This is a genomic window from Streptomyces sp. NPDC046977, assembly GCF_040644455.1.
Taxonomy (GTDB): domain Bacteria; phylum Actinomycetota; class Actinomycetes; order Streptomycetales; family Streptomycetaceae; genus Actinacidiphila.
Genome location: NZ_JBEYWO010000026.1, coordinates 55416 through 72876, shown reverse-complemented (window position 1 = coordinate 72876; position 17461 = coordinate 55416). Strand labels below are relative to the sequence as shown.

General features: G+C 73.9%; 16 protein-coding genes. 8 read left to right on the top strand and 8 right to left on the bottom strand.

The annotated features are described in order from the left end of the window. Positions 1-41: 41 nt before the first annotated feature. Positions 42-1142: an amidohydrolase family protein gene (locus ABZ883_RS31820; RefSeq protein WP_360912306.1), complete on the bottom strand. Its 1101-nt coding sequence runs from the start codon at positions 1140-1142 to the stop codon at positions 42-44. 79 nt (positions 1143-1221) lie between these two features. On the opposite strand from ABZ883_RS31820, the gene ABZ883_RS31815 reads away from it, so the two are divergent. From ABZ883_RS31815 to thpD, 5 genes are all read left to right on the top strand, one after another. Beyond that, the gene (locus ABZ883_RS31815) at positions 1222-2313 is read left to right on the top strand and encodes an aminotransferase class V-fold PLP-dependent enzyme (RefSeq protein WP_360912304.1); all 1092 of its coding nucleotides are present in this window, start codon (positions 1222-1224) and stop codon (positions 2311-2313) included. A 301-nt stretch (positions 2314-2614) separates the two neighbouring features. Then, a complete protein-coding gene (ectA, locus tag ABZ883_RS31810) occupies positions 2615-3109 on the top strand; it encodes a diaminobutyrate acetyltransferase (protein WP_360912302.1) in 495 nt (164 codons plus the stop codon). A 43-nt stretch (positions 3110-3152) separates the two neighbouring features. Beyond that, entirely contained in the window at positions 3153-4424 is a 1272-nt protein-coding gene (gene ectB / locus ABZ883_RS31805) for a diaminobutyrate--2-oxoglutarate transaminase (RefSeq protein ID WP_360912300.1), read from the top strand. Positions 4425-4444: 20 nt separating this feature from the next. After that, positions 4445-4843 carry an ectoine synthase gene (locus ABZ883_RS31800; protein ID WP_360912298.1) on the top strand — a complete coding sequence of 133 codons (399 nt, stop codon included), beginning with the start codon at positions 4445-4447 and terminating at the stop codon, positions 4841-4843. A gap of 5 nt (positions 4844-4848) precedes the next feature. Continuing rightward, the gene (thpD, locus tag ABZ883_RS31795) at positions 4849-5739 is read left to right on the top strand and encodes an ectoine hydroxylase (protein WP_360912296.1); all 891 of its coding nucleotides are present in this window, start codon (positions 4849-4851) and stop codon (positions 5737-5739) included. A gap of 633 nt (positions 5740-6372) precedes the next feature. Here the strand turns inward: thpD and ABZ883_RS31790 are convergent. After that, positions 6373-7896: an aldehyde dehydrogenase (NADP(+)) gene (locus ABZ883_RS31790; RefSeq protein WP_360912294.1), complete on the bottom strand. Its 1524-nt coding sequence runs from the start codon at positions 7894-7896 to the stop codon at positions 6373-6375. 112 nt (positions 7897-8008) lie between these two features. Here ABZ883_RS31790 and ABZ883_RS31785 point away from each other — a divergent pair, with 112 nt between their 5' ends. Both ABZ883_RS31785 and ABZ883_RS31780 read left to right on the top strand, forming a co-directional pair. Further along, a complete protein-coding gene (locus ABZ883_RS31785; protein WP_360912291.1) occupies positions 8009-8776 on the top strand; it encodes an IclR family transcriptional regulator in 768 nt (255 codons plus the stop codon). A gap of 93 nt (positions 8777-8869) precedes the next feature. Continuing rightward, positions 8870-9295: a hypothetical protein gene (locus ABZ883_RS31780; RefSeq protein WP_360912289.1), complete on the top strand. Its 426-nt coding sequence runs from the start codon at positions 8870-8872 to the stop codon at positions 9293-9295. 4 nt (positions 9296-9299) lie between these two features. On the opposite strand, the gene ABZ883_RS31775 is transcribed toward ABZ883_RS31780, so the two are convergent. Genes ABZ883_RS31775 through ABZ883_RS31760 form a run of 4 tightly spaced genes read right to left on the bottom strand, consistent with a single transcriptional unit; the run spans position 9300 to position 13561 of the window. Beyond that, a complete protein-coding gene (locus ABZ883_RS31775) occupies positions 9300-10187 on the bottom strand; it encodes a PmoA family protein (protein WP_360912287.1) in 888 nt (295 codons plus the stop codon). A gap of 35 nt (positions 10188-10222) precedes the next feature. Beyond that, positions 10223-11947 (bottom strand): L-arabinonate dehydratase, encoded by a 1725-nt coding sequence (gene araD / locus ABZ883_RS31770; RefSeq protein ID WP_360912285.1) that lies wholly within the window; start codon positions 11945-11947, stop codon positions 10223-10225. A gap of 3 nt (positions 11948-11950) precedes the next feature. Next, on the bottom strand, positions 11951-12853 hold the full coding sequence (locus tag ABZ883_RS31765; RefSeq protein WP_360912283.1) for a dihydrodipicolinate synthase family protein: 903 nt from the start codon (positions 12851-12853) through the stop codon (positions 11951-11953). Positions 12854-12904: 51 nt separating this feature from the next. After that, positions 12905-13561 (bottom strand): GntR family transcriptional regulator, encoded by a 657-nt coding sequence (locus tag ABZ883_RS31760; RefSeq protein ID WP_360912446.1) that lies wholly within the window; start codon positions 13559-13561, stop codon positions 12905-12907. A gap of 191 nt (positions 13562-13752) precedes the next feature. Between ABZ883_RS31760 and ABZ883_RS31755 the strand changes: the two genes are divergently transcribed. Continuing rightward, positions 13753-15171 (top strand): alpha/beta hydrolase, encoded by a 1419-nt coding sequence (locus ABZ883_RS31755; protein ID WP_360912281.1) that lies wholly within the window; start codon positions 13753-13755, stop codon positions 15169-15171. Positions 15172-15236: 65 nt separating this feature from the next. Here the strand turns inward: ABZ883_RS31755 and ABZ883_RS31750 are convergent, their stop codons facing one another. After that, positions 15237-16409 carry a hypothetical protein gene (locus ABZ883_RS31750; protein WP_360912279.1) on the bottom strand — a complete coding sequence of 391 codons (1173 nt, stop codon included), beginning with the start codon at positions 16407-16409 and terminating at the stop codon, positions 15237-15239. 56 nt (positions 16410-16465) lie between these two features. After that, on the bottom strand, positions 16466-17401 hold the full coding sequence (locus ABZ883_RS31745; protein ID WP_360912276.1) for a 5-dehydro-4-deoxyglucarate dehydratase: 936 nt from the start codon (positions 17399-17401) through the stop codon (positions 16466-16468). Positions 17402-17461: the final 60 nt, after the last annotated feature.

Here is a 17461-nt window from a genome sequence, read left to right as displayed (position 1 = left end):
CACCCGAAACGGGGTGGAGTGTGGTAAACCACCGTCCGGGATCAGCCGACCACGCGCCCGCGCAGCACCACGCGCCGGGGCGCCGCCAGGACGCGCACGTCCGCGCGCGGATCCGTGTCGTAGACGACGAGGTCGGCGGAGGCGCCCTCGGTGAGGCCGTCGCGGCCGAGCCACTCGCGGGCGGACCAGGTCGCGGCCGACAGGGCGTCGAGCACGGGGATCCCCGCGGCAACGAGTTCGGCGACCTCGCCGCCGACGAGGCCGTGCGCGAGCGAGCCGCCGGCGTCGGTGCCGGCGAAGATCCGGATGCCGGCGTCGTGGGCGGCGCGGACGGTGTCGTACCGACGGGCGTGCAGGCGCCGCATGTGGTCCGCCCAGCGCGGGAACTTGGCCTGCCCGCCGTCCGCGAGCTGCGGGAACGTCGCGATGTTCACCAGGGTGGGGACGATGGCCACCCCGTGCTCGGCGAAGAGCGGGACGGTCTCCTCGGTCAGGCCGGTGGCGTGCTCGACGCAGTCGATGCCCGCCTCGACCAGGTCGCGCAGCGAGTCCTCGGCGAAGCAGTGGGCGGTGACACGGGCCCCCTCCTCGTGCGCGGCCGCGATGGCGGCCTCGACGGCGCCGCGCGGCCAGCAGGCGGACAGGTCGCCGGTCTCGCGGTCGATCCAGTCGCCGACCAGCTTCACCCAGCCGTCGCCGCGCCGCGCCTCCTGGCGGACCAGGGCGACCAGGTCCTCGGGCTCGACCTCCCAGGCGAAGTTGCGGATGTAGCGCCGGGTGCGCGCGATGTGCCGGCCCGCGCGGATGATCCGCGGCAGGTCGTCGCGGTCGTCGATCCAGCGGGTGTCCGACGGCGAACCCGCGTCGCGGATCAGCAGCGTGCCGGCGTCGCGGTCGGTGAGGGCCTGCTTCTCCGAGGTGTGCGGTTCGACGGGGCCGTGCTGGTCCAGGCCGACGTGGCAGTGCGCGTCGACCAGGCCGGGCAGCGCCCAGCCCTCCACGGTGGTGACGTCGCGGATCCCGGCGGGGCGCTCGTAGGTCACCCGGCCGCCGATCACCCACAGTTCGTCCCGGACGTCCTGCGGCCCGGTCAGGATCCGGCCCTTGATGCGGAGCGCCGGCGGCGCCTGGTGATCAGCCATACCGGCACTCTACGAGGCCGCGAGTACGCTCGGGCCCGTACACCCCTCGAACAGTCCGACGAAGGAAAGCAGCGCCGCCGTGTCCCACCCCCTCCTCGACCTGCCCCCGCTGACCGCCGCACGCTTCGCCTCGATCGAGCGGAAGGTCGCGGCACTGCTGCGGACCGGGAACGACGTGGTGATCACGCAGGGCGAGGCGCTGCTGCCCCTGGAGGGCTGCATCCGCTCCGGCGCCCGCCCCGGTTCGACCGCGCTCAACGTGGTGACCGGGCCGTACGGGCAGACCTTCGGCAACTGGCTGCGCGACGCGGGCGCCGAGGTGGTCGACCTGGAGGTGCCCTTCCACGCCGCGGCCGGCGCCGAGGATGTCGCGCGGGCGCTGGCCGAGCACCCGGAGATCGATTTCGTCTCCCTGGTGCACGCGGAGGCGGCGACCGGCAACACCAACCCCGTCGCGGAGATCGGCCAGGCCGTCCGGGCGCACGGCGCGCTGTTCATGGTGGACGCGGTGGCCTCGGTGGCCGCCGAACCGCTGGAGGTCGACAAGTGGGGCGTGGACCTGTGCGTGATCGGCGCGCAGAAGGCGATGGGCGGTCCCGCCGGCGTGTCCGCGGTCTCGGTCGGCGAGCGGGCGTGGCGGCGTTTCGCGGAGAACCCGGCGGCGCCCCGGCGCTCGTACCTGTCGCTCCTCGACTGGAAGGAGCGCTGGATCGACACCGGCCGCAGGGCGCTGCCGCACGCGCCCGCACAGCTGGAGATGCTCGCGCTGGAGGCCTGCCTGGAGCGCATCGAGGAGACCGGACTCGGCACGGTCCTCGCCCGCCACCGGGCCGCCGCCGCGGCGACCCGGGCCGGTGCGGCCGCGCTCGGCGCCGCACTGGAGCCCTACGTGCACCGGGACGCCGACGCCGCGCCGGTCGCCACGACGCTGCGCACCCTGGACGGCGTGGCCGCCGACGACCTGGTGGCCCGCGCGCTCACCGCCGACCCGGCGCTGCCCCTGGTGGCGGGGGGCGGCGCGCTCGCCAAGGAGATGGTCCGCGTCAACCACTACGGTCCCGACGCCTCCCTCGACACCGTCCTGCGCACCCTGCGCACCCTCGGCACGGCCCTCGGCGTGACGGACCCGGCCGCCGCCCTCACCGCGGCCGAGCGGGCCTGGACGGTCTGATCCTCCCATGGGCGCGGAATTCCCGCGCGGAATTCGGCGCGAATTCCGCTCGCCATTCACATGCCCATTCGCCCGTGATCTTCTGCCCGCCCTCCCGGCCCTCAAACGCAGAGATTTCATCGACATGACGTGATGATTTCCTGGTGCGAGCGACCCCACAAAGGGGTCGTTTTGTCCCGGAACATCCGGCGAAATCACCGTGAACAGCCGCGTCCCGCGCGCCTGATACCAGCGAGCTTCAGGAAACCGCAAGGCCGTCCGTGCATGCGGAATTAAATTCCGGCCGCTACGTTCTTTCCGCATGACCGCCGCAAGTGAATTGCTGCTCGACATACCGGCGATCGAGGACGGAAGCGCCCTGTGGCGCATCGCCCGCGATTCCCGGACGCTGGACCTGAACTCCCCCTACAGCTATCTGCTCTGGTGCCGGGACTTCGCCCGGACCTCGGTGGTGGCCCGCTCACCGCACGGAGGGGCCGTGGGCTTCGTGACCGGCTACGTACGGCCGGACAGCCCGCGCACCCTCGTCGTGTGGCAGGTGGCGGTGGACGCCGCGCACCGCGGCCGCGGACTCGCCGGCGCGATGCTCGACGACCTCGCGCGGCGCGCCGCCGCCGAGGGCGTCCGCGAGGTCGAGACCACCATCACCCCGGACAACGCGGCCTCGCACCGGCTGTTCATGTCCTTCGCGGCCCGCCACGGCGCGCGCACCGAGCGCGAAGTGCTCTTCGACGGCGGGCTGTTCCCCGGCGCCCACCAGCCTGAGGTCCTTTACCGCATCGGCCCCCTGGCCTGACCCGTCTCCCCCACCGCCCTCCCCCCACCCGAAGGAACGCACGGTGACCCTCTCCCCGCCCGCCACGACCGTCTTCGAGACCCTGGAGTCCGAGGTCCGCAGCTATTGCCGCGGCTGGCCCGCCGTCTTCGACCGGGCCCGGGGCAGCCGCCTGTTCGACGAGGACGGCCACCCCTACCTCGACTTCTTCTCCGGCGCCGGAACCCTCAACTACGGCCACAACAACCCCGTCCTCAAACGCGCGCTGCTGGACTACCTCGAACGCGACGGCATCACGCACAGCCTCGACATGAGCACCACCGCCAAACGCGCCTTCCTGGAGCGCTTCCGGGACGTGGTGCTGCGCCCGCGCGGCATGGACCACAAGGTGATGTTCCCGGGCCCGACCGGCACCAACGCCGTGGAGGCGGCACTGAAGCTGGCCCGCAAGGTCAAGGGCCGCGAGTCGGTGGTGTCGTTCACCAACGCCTTCCACGGGATGTCGCTGGGCGCGCTCGCCGTGACCGGCAACTCCATGAAGCGGGCCGGCGCCGGCGTCCCCCTGGTGCACGGCACGCCGATGCCGTTCGACAACTACCTCGACGGCCGCGTCCCGGACTTCCTGTGGTTCGAACGGCTGCTGGAGGACCAGGGCTCCGGCCTCAATCAGCCCGCCGCCGTGATCGTGGAGACCATCCAGGGCGAGGGCGGCATCAACGTCGCGCGCCCCGAGTGGCTGCGCGGGCTCGCCGACCTGTGCCGGCGCCGCGACATGCTGCTGATCGTCGACGACATCCAGATGGGCTGCGGTCGCACCGGGCCGTTCTTCTCCTTCGAGGAGGCGGGCATCGTGCCGGACGTCATCACGCTCTCCAAGTCGATCGGCGGCTACGGCATGCCGATGTCGCTGACGCTGTTCCGCCCCGAACTCGACATCTGGGAGCCGGGCGAGCACAACGGCACCTTCCGCGGCCACAACCCCTCCTTCGTCACGGCCACCGCCGCCCTCGACACGTACTGGGCGGACGGCGGCAGCATGGAGAAGCAGACCCTCAAGCGCGGCGAGCAGGTCGAGGCCGCGCTGCACGGGATCCTCACCGGGCACCCGCGCTCCGGCGCCCGGTACCGCGGCCGCGGACTGGTGTGGGGCCTGGAGTTCACCGACCCCGGCCGCGCCTCCCGCGTGTGCGCCCGCGCCTTCGAACTGGGCCTGCTGCTGGAGACCTCCGGCCCCCGCGGCGAGGTCGTCAAGCTGCTGCCGGCCCTGACCATCACCCCCGACGAACTGGACGAGGGACTGCGCATCCTCGCCCGCGCCGTCCGCGAGACCGAGTGACCGAAAGGACCCCTGCAACCGTGATCGTGCGATCCCTGAAGGACATCGAGGGCACCGACCGCGACGTCACCGCCGAAAGCGGCACCTGGCGCAGCAAGCGCATCGTCCTGGCGGGCGACCGCGTGGGCTTCTCGCTGCACGAGACCGTCATGTACGCGGGCACCGAGACCTCCATGTGGTACGCGCACCACGTCGAGGCGGTGCTCTGCGTCGAGGGCGAGGGCGAACTGACCGACGACGAGACCGGCGAGCAGCACCGGATCTCCCCCGGCACGCTCTACCTGCTCGACGGCCACGAACGGCACACCGTGCGGCCGAGGACCGACCTGCGCTTCGTGTGCGTCTTCAACCCGCCCGTCACCGGACGGGAGACCCACGACGAGAACGGCGTCTACCCCCTGCTCACCGAGGGAGCGTGAAACCCGTGACGAACACCCTCACCGACCTCTACCCCACCCGCGGCACCGCCGAGGTGCTGACCCCCCGCCAGGACCCGGTCGTCTGGGGCGGACCCGGCACCCCCGGCCCCCTCCAGCCCGCCGAACTGCGCGGACTCGACCGCGACGGCTTCCTGCCCGTCGACTCCCTCATCGGTCGGGACGAGGTGGCCCGCTACCGCGCCGAACTCGACCGGCTCTGCGCCGACCCGGCGGTCCGCGCCGACGAGCGCTCCATCGTCGAGCCCAAGTCGAAGGACATCCGCTCGGTCTTCGAAGTGCACAGGATCAGCCCGGTCTTCGCCGAACTCGTCCGCGACCCGCGCGTCGTGGGCCGCGCCCGGCAGATCCTCGGCTCCGACGTCTACGTCCACCAGAGCCGGATCAACGTCAAACCGGGCTTCGGCGCCTCCGGCTTCTACTGGCACTCGGACTTCGAGACCTGGCACGCCGAGGACGGGCTGCCGCGCATGCGCGCGGTCTCTGTCTCCATCGCGCTCACCGAGAACCACGACACCAACGGCAGCCTGATGATCATGCCGGGCTCGCACCGCACGTTCCTCGGCTGCGCCGGAGCGACCCCGGAGGACAACTACAAGAAGTCCCTCCGGATGCAGGACGCGGGCACGCCCTCCGACGCGGCGCTCACCGAACTCGCCGGGCGGCACGGCATCCGCCTCTTCACGGGGGCCGCCGGGTCGGCGGTCTGGTTCGACTGCAACTGCATGCACGGCTCGGGGGACAACATCACGCCGTTCCCGCGCAGCAACGTGTTCATCGTGTTCAACAGTGTGGAGAACGCGGCGGTCGAGCCGTTCGCGGCGGCCGGCCGTAGGCCGGAGTTCATCGGGGCACGCGACTTCACGCCCATCCCCTGAGCCTCCCCGCCCTCCCGCCCGTGTGCCCGGCAAGGTCTGGGCGCCCCGACGCGCATTGTTGGGGAGCCGGGTGCGGGCCCTCCGGGGCTGCCATTCTGGACAGCACATTTAGGTGCCTCAGGGGCTTTTCGCTGTGCGCCCCGGGTCATGCACCCAAATATGCTCCACAGTCCAGAACGCCACCCTCCCCCAGCTACCGCTGGGAGGTGCCCCCAACTCCCCCGCCCCCTCCGTAGTCTCCGCGCCTGATCCCCGGTGGGTGGGTACGGACGGCACCGTGCTCGGGCACCCGTTGGCGCAGCGCCAACAAAGTGCGCAGCCGTCACCGCCCACAGACACCCCACCGGCCGTCAGTCGCCACAACGGCCCCGGGAGGGGGTGCGCCGGGGTCCGCCCGCTGGGGGCACCTCCCAGCGGTAGCTGGGGGAGGGACGAGCGGAGACTGCGTGGTCGATGCCGAATGATGTGGGGGCAAACCGCGAGCCCCGTGGGGGTCCCCCCGGCCGAAGGTTGGGGGAGGACTGCGGAGCGGCGCCGACCCCACAACACACGCAGCGCATGGCCCGCACTTACCGCGCCGGGCACTCGGGCGGGAGGGCGGGGGAAAAAACCCAGGCCCAAGCAATCGCAGCGTCAGGGCTCGCGCCGCCCGTTGAACCGCCGCGGCACCCCCACCCCGTTCGCGTCCCGCAACTCCCCCGGCAGCAGCGCCTCCGGCGCATCCTGGTAGACGACCGGCCGCAGCCACCGCTCGATCGCCGTGCCGCCCACCGACGTGGACGTCGACGTCGTGGCGGGGTACGGGCCGCCGTGGTGCATGGCGGGCGCCACCGCGACGCCGGTGGGCCAGCCGTTCACCACGACGCGTCCCGCCAGCGGGGTCAGCCTGCGCAGCAGTTCCGCCCCGTCGCCGGACGCCTCGGCCTCGCTCAGGTGCGCCGTGGCCGTGAGGTTCCCGGGGAGCCGGCCGAGCACGCCCTCGACCTCCTCCGCGTTCGCGTACCGCGCGATGACCGTGACGGGCCCGAAGTGCTCCTCCAGGAGCACGTCGTGGGCGCCGCCGGGCTCCGCCAGCCGGGCGGCCGGGACGGAGACGAAGCCGGCGCGCACCAGGCGCTCGCCGCCGTCGCCGGGCTCCACGGGGGCCTCCACATCGGGCAGTGCGGTCAGCTCGCCCACGCCCGCGATGAAGTTGTCCCGCATGCGCGCGTCGAGCAGCGTGCCGGGGGCGACGTCGCCGACGGCCGCCGCAAGCGATTTGAGCAGCCGGTCGCCCGCCTCGCCCTGCGGGGCGAGGACGAGGCCGGGCTTGACGCAGAACTGGCCGACGCCGAGCGTCATCGCCCCGGTGAGGCCCGTGCCGATCTGCTCGGCGCGCTCCTCGGCCGCGGCCTCCGTGACGACGACGGGGTTGAGGCTGCCCAGTTCGCCGTGGAAGGGGATCGGCACGGGCCGGGCGGCGGCCGCGTCGAAGAGGGCGCGTCCGCCGCGTACGGAGCCGGTGAAGCCGGCGGCGGAGACCAGGGGGTGGGTGACAAGGTCGATGCCGGCCTGGAAGCCGTGGACCACCGCGACGACGTCGGCGGGCAGGCCGACCGCGACGGCGGCGCGGCGCAGGGCGTCCGCGCACAGTTCGCTGGTGGCCGGGTGGTCGGGGTGGGCCTTGACGACGACGGGGCAGCCGGCGGCGAGGGCGCTGGCGGTGTCGCCGCCGGGCACGGAGAACGCGAGCGGGAAGTTGCTGGCGGCGTAGACGGCGACGACGCCCAGCGGGATCTTCCAGCGCCGCAGGTCGGGGCGGGGCGGGGTGAGGGTGGGGTCGGCGTGGTCGATGATGACGTCGAGGTAGGCGCCCTCGTCGACGATGTCGGCGAAGGCACGCAACTGGTACGCGGTGCGGCCGAGTTCGCCGGTGAGCCGGACCGGCCCGAGGGCGGTCTCGGCGTCCGCGGCCTCCAGGATGCGCGGGCCGGCCTCCTCCAGGAAGTCGGCCGCGGTGCGCAGCAGGCGCGCCCTGACCACGCGGTCGGCCAGTGCCGGGGCCGCGGCGGCCGCGGCGCGCACCACGGCGTCGACCTCCTCGGCCGTGGCCTCGACGGCGACCTGCTCCCGCTGCTTCCCCGTACGGGGATCGACGCTCCACACTGGTACGGCCACCGCGGGTACCTCCAGGCCTTCCGTTCGATATACTGAACAGCATCCGCAACTGTGAATCTGTTCGGGAGCCTACTTGCGCGGGTCCCGGCCGAACAAGAGGGGTCCGGTCCAGATGGCTGCAGGTGAGGGCGGCGCGCAGGTCAAGTCCGCGGTGCGGACGGTGGAGCTGCTGGAGTTCTTCGCCGGCAAGCCCGGGATGCACAGTCTCGCCGCCGTGCAGGAGGCCGTCGGCTACCCCAAGTCCAGTCTGTACATGCTGCTGCGCACGCTCGTGGAGCTCGGCTGGATCGAGACCGACGCCACCGGCACGCGCTACGGCATCGGGGTGCGCGCCCTGCTGGTCGGCACCTCGTACATCGACGGCGACGAGGTCGTCGCCGCGGCACGCCCGACCTTGGACCGGCTGTCGGACGACACCAGCGAGACCATCCACCTGGCCCGCCTGGACGGGACGAGTGTGGTGTACCTGGCGACCCGCCAGTCCTCGCACTATCTGCGGCCGTTCACGCGTGTCGGCCGCCGGCTGCCGGCCCACTCGACGTCGCTCGGCAAGGCGCTGCTGGCCACGTACACCGACGAGCAGGTCCGCAAACTGCTGCCGGAGACGCTGGAGCCGCTGACCGAGCACACCCACACCGACCGCGAGAAGCTGATCGCCGAGCTGCACCAGATCCGCGAGCAGGGCTATGCGGTGGACCGCGAGGAGAACACCCTCGGCCTGCGCTGCTTCGGCGTCGCGATCCCCTACCGGACGCCCTCCCGGGACGCCATCAGCTGCTCGGTGCCGGTGGCCCGGCTGACCCCGGCGCACGAGCAGCTGATCAAGGACGCGCTCTTCGACGCGCGCGACCGCCTCACCGTGGCCACGCGCCGCCTGTGACGTAGGCGCGCGGCGGGGACGGGCTTCAACATCCCCTAGGATCAGGGGAGTTGGGGCGCTGCAACGTTGCCCGTCCCAGGACTTGGAGGACCGGTGCGTCGCCCCCGCTCCCTTTCCGGCTGGACCATGGCCGTCTTCGGTCTGCTCGCCGCCGCGCTCGGCATCGTCGGGATCGTCTCGCCGGCCGTCCAGCTGTCCCTGCTCGGCCTCCACCGGCCGGACGCCCGCACGAGCGGTGACTACACGCCGGCCTTCCTCACCGCCTCCTCCATGGCCGCGCTCAACATGGGCGTCTACTACGTGCTGGCCGCCCTTGCCGACTGGCGTGCCTTCTTCCGCTGGACCGTGCCCTTCCGCCTGCTGACCTTCGCGGTCCTCACCACGGCCGTGGTCATCGGCCGGGCACCGTCGGGGTTCCTCGGCGTGGGGGTGTGGGAGGGCCTCGGCGCCCTCGTGACGGGCGCCGCGCTCTGGTACGAGGGCCGACGGGAGCCGGCGCGGCCCGCACCGGCGGTCTGACCGCTCACTCGCCGAGACGGCGGGCCAGGGCGGCCGCCTCCGTACGGCCCGGCCGCCCGTCGACGACCGCGGTGAGGACCCGCCGCGTCACGGCGCCCCCCGGCGGGACCGGCAGCCGCTCTGCCCAGGCCAGCGCGGAACCGACGCCCGGGTAGTCCGCGACACGGACGAACCAGGGGTCGCGCCGGGTCTCCTCGGTCGCCCCGGCGAAGACCAGCGTCCACCGTCCGCCGGTCAGGGCCAGCCAGTCGGCGGTGCGCCCGTGCACCGCCGCCTCGCCCTCGGCGTCCGCCGTGAACACCGCCGCCCTGCCGGGTCCGCCGGCCGCCCGCCAGAAGAAGCCGCCGTACCCGGCGCCGGGGCGGCCGTTGGTGGCGGGGCTGCCGAGGGACACCGGGCGCGGTCCCGGGTTGGTCAGGGTGAAGGCGAGGTCGAGCGCCCAGCAGTCCTCGCCGAGGGCGCGGACCGCCACCGTGCGCCGCTCGCGGAGCAGTTCGGTGCCGTCGGCGCGCCAGGACAGCTCCTCGGTGAAGCCGTGCGGGCCGTCCTCCGGGCCGCCCACGGGTTCCTGGACCCCGTGGTCGTCGCGCTCGACGTACCCGCGCCCGCGGACGAAGGTGGGGCCGCCCCAGAAGTTCCGTCCCGCCACGTCCGGCACGGCGACGCCCACCCCGAGGTGGTGCGGGTGGTCGGCCGGCAGGAAACCGGTGACGGGCACCCCGCCGAGGGTGGTCAGCGGATGCAGGCAGGGCCGCGGGGACAGCCGGCCGGGAAGCACCGGGCGGTGCACGTACCGGCCGACGTCGCGGCCCCCGGCCCGCAGGGGCGTGGACGTCCTCGGCTCATCCTTCCCGGAGCGGGGCGGGTGGTCCGGCGGGGCGGCGGGGGCCATGACCTGCTCCTTCGAACGGGTGCGGGCCGGGCCGGTCAGCCCGCGTACGGCTCCGGCACGTCTCCCGGCCGGGCCAGGAAGCGGAAGTCGCAGCCGGTGTCGGCCTGGGTGATCTGATCCTGGTACAGCGCGCCGTAGCCGCGGCCGAAGCGCGGCGGGGGTGCCTGCCAGCCGGCCCTGCGGCGCGCCAGTTCGGCGTCGTCGACCTCCAGGCGCAGCAGGCGCGCCCCGACGTCGAGGGTGACCGGGTCCCCGGTGCGGACGAGGGCGAGCGGGCCGCCGATGTGCGACTCGGGTGCGACGTGCAGCACGCACGCGCCGTAACTCGTCCCGCTCATACGGGCGTCGGAGATCCGCACCATGTCCCGCACGCCCTTCTCCAGCAGCCGGCGGGGGATCGGCAGCATCCCGTACTCCGGCATGCCGGGACCGCCCAGCGGGCCGGAGCCGCGCAGCACCAGGACGCTGTCCTCGGTGATGCCGAGGCCGGGGTCGTCGATGGTGCGCTGCAGGGTGCGGTAGTCCTCGAAGACGACGGCCGGGCCGGTGTGCTTCAGCAGGCGCGGCTCGGCGGCGATGTGCTTGATGACCGCGCCGTCCGGGCAGAGGTTGCCCCGCAGCACGGCGACGCCGCCCTCGGACGCCAGCGGGTCGTCCAGCGGGCGGATCACGTCCTCGTGGTGGACGAGGGCGCCCGCGAGCTGTTCGCGCAAGGTGGTGTGCGCGACGGTCGGCCGGTCCAGGTGGAGCAGCCCGGCGTCCCGCAGCCGGGTCAGGAAGCCGGGCAGGCCGCCCGCGAAGTGGAAGTCCTCCATCAGGTACCGGCCGCCGGGCCTGATGTTCGCCAGCACCGGGACCGTGCGCGCGACGCGGTCGAAGTCGTCGAGGGTGAGCCGGACCCCGCTGCGCCCGGCCATCGCGATCAGGTGGATGACGGCGTTGGTGGAGCCGCCGAGGGCCAGCACGGTGGCCACCGCGTCCTCGTACGCCTCGCGGGTCAGGATCGCCGGCAGGCGCAGGTCCTGGCGCACCAGGTCGACGATCCGCATCCCGGAGGCCGCCGCCATCCGGTCGTGCCCGGAGTCCACGGCGGGGATCGACGAGGCCCCGGGCATCGTCACGCCCAGCGCCTCCGCGGCGGCGGTGAGCGTGGAGGCGGTGCCCATCGTCATGCAGTGGCCCGGCGAGCGGGCGAGGCCGCTCTCCAGTTCGGCCAGCTCGCAGTCGCCGATCAGCCCGGCCCGCTTGTCGTCCCAGTACTTCCACATGTCGGTGCCGGAGCCGAGCACCTCGCCCCGCCAGTGGCCGGGCAGCATGGGCCCGGCGGGGACGAAGACGGCCGGCAGGCCGGCGCTGGCGGCGCCCATGAGCAGCGCGGGCGTCGACTTGTCGCAGCCGCCCATCAGCACCGCGCCGTCCACGGGGTACGAGCGCAGCAGTTCCTCGGTCTCCATCGCGAGCAGGTTGCGGTAGAGCATGGGCGTCGGCTTCTGGTAGGTCTCCGAGAGCGTCGCCACGGGGAACTCCAGGGGGAAGCCGCCGGCCTGCCACACCCCGCGCTTGACCGCCTCGGCGCGGTCGCGGAGATGGACGTGGCAGGGGTTGATGTCGCTCCAGGTGTTGAGGACCGCGATCACCGGCTTGCCCAGGTGCTCCTGCGGGAGGTACCCGAGCTGGCGGGTGCGGGCCCGGTGGCTGAACGAGCGCAGCCCGTCCGTGCCGTACCAGCGGTGGCTGCGCAGTTCCTCCGGCTTCTTCACGGCTCAGACCTCCCAGCCGGCCAGCAGGGCCGCGACCGCCGCGCGCCGGGACGCCGTGAGGGGGTGGCCGGGCGGGCGCACGTCGCGGCGGCACAGGCCCAGCACCGCCAGCGCCTCCTTCACCACGGACACGTTGTTCGCGGAACGCTCCTCGGCGCGCAGCCCCTCGAACTCCCGGATCCGCTCCCACACCCGCATGGCCGCCGGGTGGTCGCCGGCGCGCAGCGCGCGCAGCATCTCCAGCGACAGCCGCGGCGCCACGTTGACCAGGCCCGAGGTGAAGCCGGTCGCGCCGACCGCCCAGTGGGCGGGCGCGTACAGCTCGGCGAGGCCCGCGATCCAGGTGAAGCGGTCCAGCCCCGCGTCCCGCGCCACGGCGGCGAAGCGGGCGGGGTCGGACACCGCGTACTTCACCCCGACGACGTTCGGGCACAGCTCCCCCAGCCGGGCGATGCACTCGCCGTCCAGGGCCGGGTCGCGGACGTACGGCACGACGCCGGTCTCCGGGACGGCCTGCGCTATGACGCGGTGGTACTCCACCCAGCCGTCCGGGGAGACGTACGGGTGCACCGGCTGGTGCACCATCACCATGTGTGCGCCGGCGTCCCGTGCGTGGCGCGCGGCGGCCACAGCGGTGGGCAGGTCGAGTCCCACGCCGGCGACGACCCGGGTGCCCGCGTCGGCCTCGGCCATGGTGAGTTCCACGACCAGGCGGCGCTCGTCCGGGTCGAGGGCGTAGAACTCCCCGGTGTTGCCGTTCGGCGTGACCGTCCGCACCCCGCTGTCGAACATCCGCCGCAGCAGCGCCCGGTAGGTGTCGCGGGCCACGCCGCCGTCCGCGTCGAAGGGGGTCACCGGGATCGCGACGACCTCGGCGAGGGCGGCGGACTGCGCTGCGAACGACATGGGGTTGCCCTTCGGTCGGAGGAGTTGCCGGTCCGGCGCGGGGGGTGCGGTTCAGGCGGTGGCGCCGTCGGGGAAGGCGCGCGCGACGAAGCCCGCCATGTGGTCGTGCAGGAGGCGGGCGGCGCCCTCGGCGTCGCCTGCCCGGGCGCGGGCGAGGATGTCCCGGTGCTCGCGCGCCTCCCGCTCCCAGGAGGGGTTGCGCTGCCAGGCGGCCGCCGAGACCAGCGCCGCCTGGTCGCGGAGGTCGTCGAGGACCCGGACCAGCAGCGGATTGCCGCAGGGCCCGTACAGCGCCCCGTGGAAGTCCCGGTTGGCCAGGGAGCGTTCGGCCCGGTCGGCGGCGGCGTCCGCCCGCTCCAGTGCCTCGTGGGCGGCGTCGAGCGGGGCGCGGCGGGCGACGGTGCGGCGCAACGCCTGCGGTTCCAGCAGGAGGCGCACGTCGTAGACCTGGCGCGCCGTCTCCGCGTCGACCGTGCGCACGGTCGCGCACTTGTACTGGCTCATCACCACCAGCCCGGTGCCCGCCAGTGTCTTGAGGGCCTCCCGGACGGGGGTCTTGGACACCCCGAATCCTTCGGCGAGTTCGGTCTCGACCAGGGCCTGCCCCGGTGTCAGCCGTCCGGTCAGGATGCCGTGCCTGATCGCCTCCAGCACCACCTGGGTGCGGGAAGGGATGGAGGCAGGGGCCGCACCGGCCAGCAGGTCCATGGAACGGCTCTCCGCTCTCACCCGGGTCTCATGTACGAGATCTGATATACGACATGCCCGCACGACGACGGTAGGACGGGTTCCGGAAGCCGTCAATGGGTCCTGCCGACGCGGACGGTGACGGGCCGTTCGGGGGAACGGCCGGTGTGGTGGGGCCGGGCCCGCCGGTACGGCTTCTACGTTCGGCAGGCATGACACACGAATCGGCGGACGCGGACCGCGCCACCGCACCCGCCCGGCGCGCCGCCCTCACGGCGCTGGCCGGCGGCGCGGGGGCCCTGCTGTCCGCCGGGTGCACGCCCCTGGGCGCCTCCTCCGGGGCGAGGTCCCCCGAAGGTGCCGGGCCGTCCGGCTCCCCCTCGGCGGGCGGCCCGACGCCCGGTGTGATGACCCTCGTCGAGGACCCCGGCCTCAACTTCAACGCGCTGCTCGCGCTGGGCGCGTCGGGGCAGGGGGCGGCCGAGGTGGGCGAGGTGCTGACCGCCGTGCAGGCGATCAACGAGGCCGGTCCGTCCGCGCGGAGCTGGACCGCGGTGTTCGAAGCGCTCGGCGACCGGCTGCGGAAGCCGCCCGCGGGACCGGCACCGGACCGGCGCACCACCCGCTTCCGCGCCCTGCGCGCCGCCCAGTACTACGGGCAGGCGCTGTTCTTCGTGCTCGGCTCCGACGACCCGGGCCGTGAGGAGCGGCTGTACCGGGCCGGGCGGGACGCCTGGGACACCTTCTGCTCGCTGTGCGACCCGGCGCCGGTGACGGCGCGGGTCCCGTACGGGAGGACGCCGATGCCCGTGTGGTTCTTCCGCCCGGACACCTCGGCGCGGCGGCGGCCCACCGTGATCCTCACCAACGGCAGCGACGGCCAGAACGTCGACATGTGGACCTACGGTGCGGCGGCCGCCCTGGAGCGCGGCTGGAACGCCCTGGTGTACGACGGCCCGGGGCAGGGCCAGTTGCTCTTCGTGGACCAGGTGGTGTTCACGCCGCGCTGGGAGACGGTGGTCGGCCCGCTCATCGACTGGCTGACGGCCCGGGACGACGTGGACACCGGCCGGATCGCCCTCACCGGGCTCAGCATGGCGGGCGCTCTCGCGCCCCGGGCCGCCGCGTTCGAGCCGCGGATCGCCGCCCTGGCGGCCATGCCCGGCGTGCTGCGGCCCTGGCTGGGCTTCCCCGCGGAGATCCGCAGGATCCTCACCCCGGACCCGCGGGAGACCAACACCCTGTGGAACAAGGAGGTCGTCCCGGCGCTCTCCCCCGAGGACGCCGCGACGTTGCGGAAGCGCATGGAGCCCTTCTCCGTGCGCGCGATGCTCGACGCCCGCGCGGGGCGGATGTTCACCGACTTCTCCACTCCCGCGCGACGCGTCCGGTCACTGGACGTCAGCGGGGTGGTGGGCCGCATCACGGCGCCCACCCTGGTCCTCGACTACGACTTCGAGCAGTTCTACCCGGGGCAGCCGCGCGAGCTGTACGACCGGCTCACCGCCCCCAAGGACTACGTGAAGCTGACGGCGGCCACCGGGGCACAGCTGCACTGCTCCCCGATGGCGCCGCAGCAGCACTGCGAGGTCGTCCTCGACTGGCTGGCGGACACGCTGAGGGCGCGCTGAGCGGGGCGGCGGTTCACAGTCCGTCCCGGCCCACGACCCGGACCCGCACCGCGGTCCGCACGCGTTCAGGCCGTCGTCGCGAGGGCGGTCCGGACCAGTGCCAGGTCGCCCGCGGAGGCGAGGCCGGCGTGGTACAGGCGCAGTTCCGTCGCCCCGGCGGCCGCGGCCCGGGCGGCGTCCGCGGCCAGGGTGCGCGGGCTGCCGCCCATGCCCGCGACCACGGGGAAGTTGGCGGCCAGCACGGTGCCGGGCCGAGCGTGCGGCACGCAGGCCGCGAGGAGCCCGGTGGCGGGGAGCACGAGACCGTCGGCGTGGGCCAGTACGTGCGCGGGGTCCACGCCCGCGTTCGCGCCGCAGCGGTGCGGGTGGGGGTCGGCGTGCAGCAGCACCTGGAAGCCGGGCGCCGCGGCCGCCCGGACCGCCGCTACGGCGGCCTGCTGGACGTCCCGGGCGACCGCGCCGCGCCAGGCCAGGGTGAGCGCCGCCAGGTCCGGGCCCAGCAGTCCTGCGACGTCGGCCCACTCGTCGGGGCCCGGCGTCCACTCCCCCGCCCAGACCGGTGCCATCGCGCCGCGCACGGCCGCCCGCAGCTCGGCGGTGTCGGCGCCGAGGCCCGCGTAACCGGCCTCGCACGCGGTGCAGAAGCACAGGGACATCAGGTACTGCGCGGCCCCGGGCAGCGGTATGCCGCCGGTCTTGTCGTGGGCGTGCAGATGCGCGAAGCCGTACCAGCCGCAGGACTCCAGTTCGGTGCCCTCCGTCCCCGTGCCGGGGCGGACGGCGGCCTCCGCGGCGAGCGCGACCACGTAGTCGCGTACGTCCGGCTGGGCGATGCACGGCGCCCAGGGGTAGCGGTCGCCGTACGCGTTGCGCACGCTCACCCGCGGATGCTCGTCCCCCAGACGGGAGTTGTGCGCCAGGACGACCCAGGAGTGCACGGCGAGACCGGCGGCCCGCAGGGCGGCGGCCGCCTCGGCGTAGGCGTCGGCGGCGCCCGCCCAGTCCTGGGTGTACGGCCGCAGCGCCCGCCCGGCCCAGTGCCCCGGGTCGGGTGGGTAGAGGACGGCGGCGTGCCGGGCGGTGACGACGCGCCGGGCGGGGTGGCGCGGGGTGAGGGCCCGCGTGGAGTGGTAGGCGGAGGCGAGGGTGACCTGCTGGACGCCGAGCGCGGCCAGGCGCTCGGCGGCGTCCGGGTCGCCGACGACGTCCCAGGGGTAGACGAACGTGGAGGCTCTCAACTCGGCTCCCTTGGCGCGGGGTTGGCTGGAGGTCCGGGGCTGCCGTGCGCGGGCGGTCAGTCCTCGCCCAGCAGGGCGAGTCCGCGGTCGATGAGCTCGGCCAGTTCCTTCACGTGCGCCGGGGCCGGCTCGGACAGCGGCGGCCGCACCTCGCCCACGTCCAGACCGCGCAGCCGTACGCCCGCCTTGACCAGGGAGACGGCGTAGCCGCGGCCCTGCTGCCGCAGCTCGACCAGGGGCCGGTAGAAGCCGTCGAGGAGCCGCTGCACGGTGGCGTCGTCGCCGGTGGTCAGGGCCCGGTGGAAGGCGAGGGCGATCTCGGGGGCGAAGCAGAAGACGGCGGAGGAGTAGAGCGTGACGCCGATGCCCCGGTAGGCGAGTCCGGTGAGTTCGGCGGTGGGCAGGCCGTTGAAGTAGCGGAAGTCGCGGTCCGGCACGGAGCTGCGGACGGCGCTGACGATGCGCTGCATCAGGTCGAGGTCGCCCACGCCGTCCTTGAGGCCGATGATCCGCGGGATGCGGGCGAGTTCGGTGACGGTGGCCGGGGTGAACACCGCGTTGTCGCGCTGGTAGACGATGACGTCCAGGGAGGTGCCGGCGGCCAGGGCGGCGTAGTGCCGCAGCAGTCCGGCCTGGTCGGCGACGACGAGGTAGGGGGGCATGGCGAGCAGTCCGTCGGCGCCCGCCTGCTCGGCGAGCCGGGCGAACCGCAGGGCCAGGGCGGTGCCGTAGCCGGCGCCCGCCACGACGGGCACGCGGCCCGCGCTCTCCTCGACGGCGGCGGCGACGCAGTCCCGGAATTCCTCGGGAGTCAGCGCGTGGAACTCCCCGGTGCCGCAGCAGGCGAACACCGCCCCCGCGCCCGCCTCGATCCCCGCGCGCACATGCGCGCGGAAGGCCTCCAGGTCCACGGCTCCGTCCGGCGCGAAGGGCGTCACGGGAAAGAACAGCAGTCCGTCGAGGCGCTCGGCGAGTGAGACGGCTTCGGTCATCGCGTTCTCCCTGCAGGCTGGCAGCGACTGTGCGCTCATCTGATCCACGTCCATATTCAT

Bases quoted from the DNA above. Each gene is read 5' to 3' on its own strand.
- ectA (WP_360912302.1), top strand. From the start codon at position 2,615: ATGACCGCCGCAAGTGAATTGCTGCTCGACATACCGGCGATCGAGGAC.
- ABZ883_RS31785 (WP_360912291.1), top strand. From the start codon at position 8,009: ATGGCTGCAGGTGAGGGCGGCGCGCAGGTCAAGTCCGCGGTGCGGACG.
- ABZ883_RS31775 (WP_360912287.1), bottom strand. From the start codon at position 10,187: ATGGCCCCCGCCGCCCCGCCGGACCACCCGCCCCGCTCCGGGAAGGAT.
- ABZ883_RS31760 (WP_360912446.1), bottom strand. From the start codon at position 13,561: ATGGACCTGCTGGCCGGTGCGGCCCCTGCCTCCATCCCTTCCCGCACC.
- ABZ883_RS31745 (WP_360912276.1), bottom strand. From the start codon at position 17,401: ATGACCGAAGCCGTCTCACTCGCCGAGCGCCTCGACGGACTGCTGTTC.
- ABZ883_RS31755 (WP_360912281.1), top strand. From the start codon at position 13,753: ATGACACACGAATCGGCGGACGCGGACCGCGCCACCGCACCCGCCCGG.
- ABZ883_RS31820 (WP_360912306.1), bottom strand. From the start codon at position 1,142: ATGGCTGATCACCAGGCGCCGCCGGCGCTCCGCATCAAGGGCCGGATC.
- ABZ883_RS31765 (WP_360912283.1), bottom strand. From the start codon at position 12,853: ATGTCGTTCGCAGCGCAGTCCGCCGCCCTCGCCGAGGTCGTCGCGATC.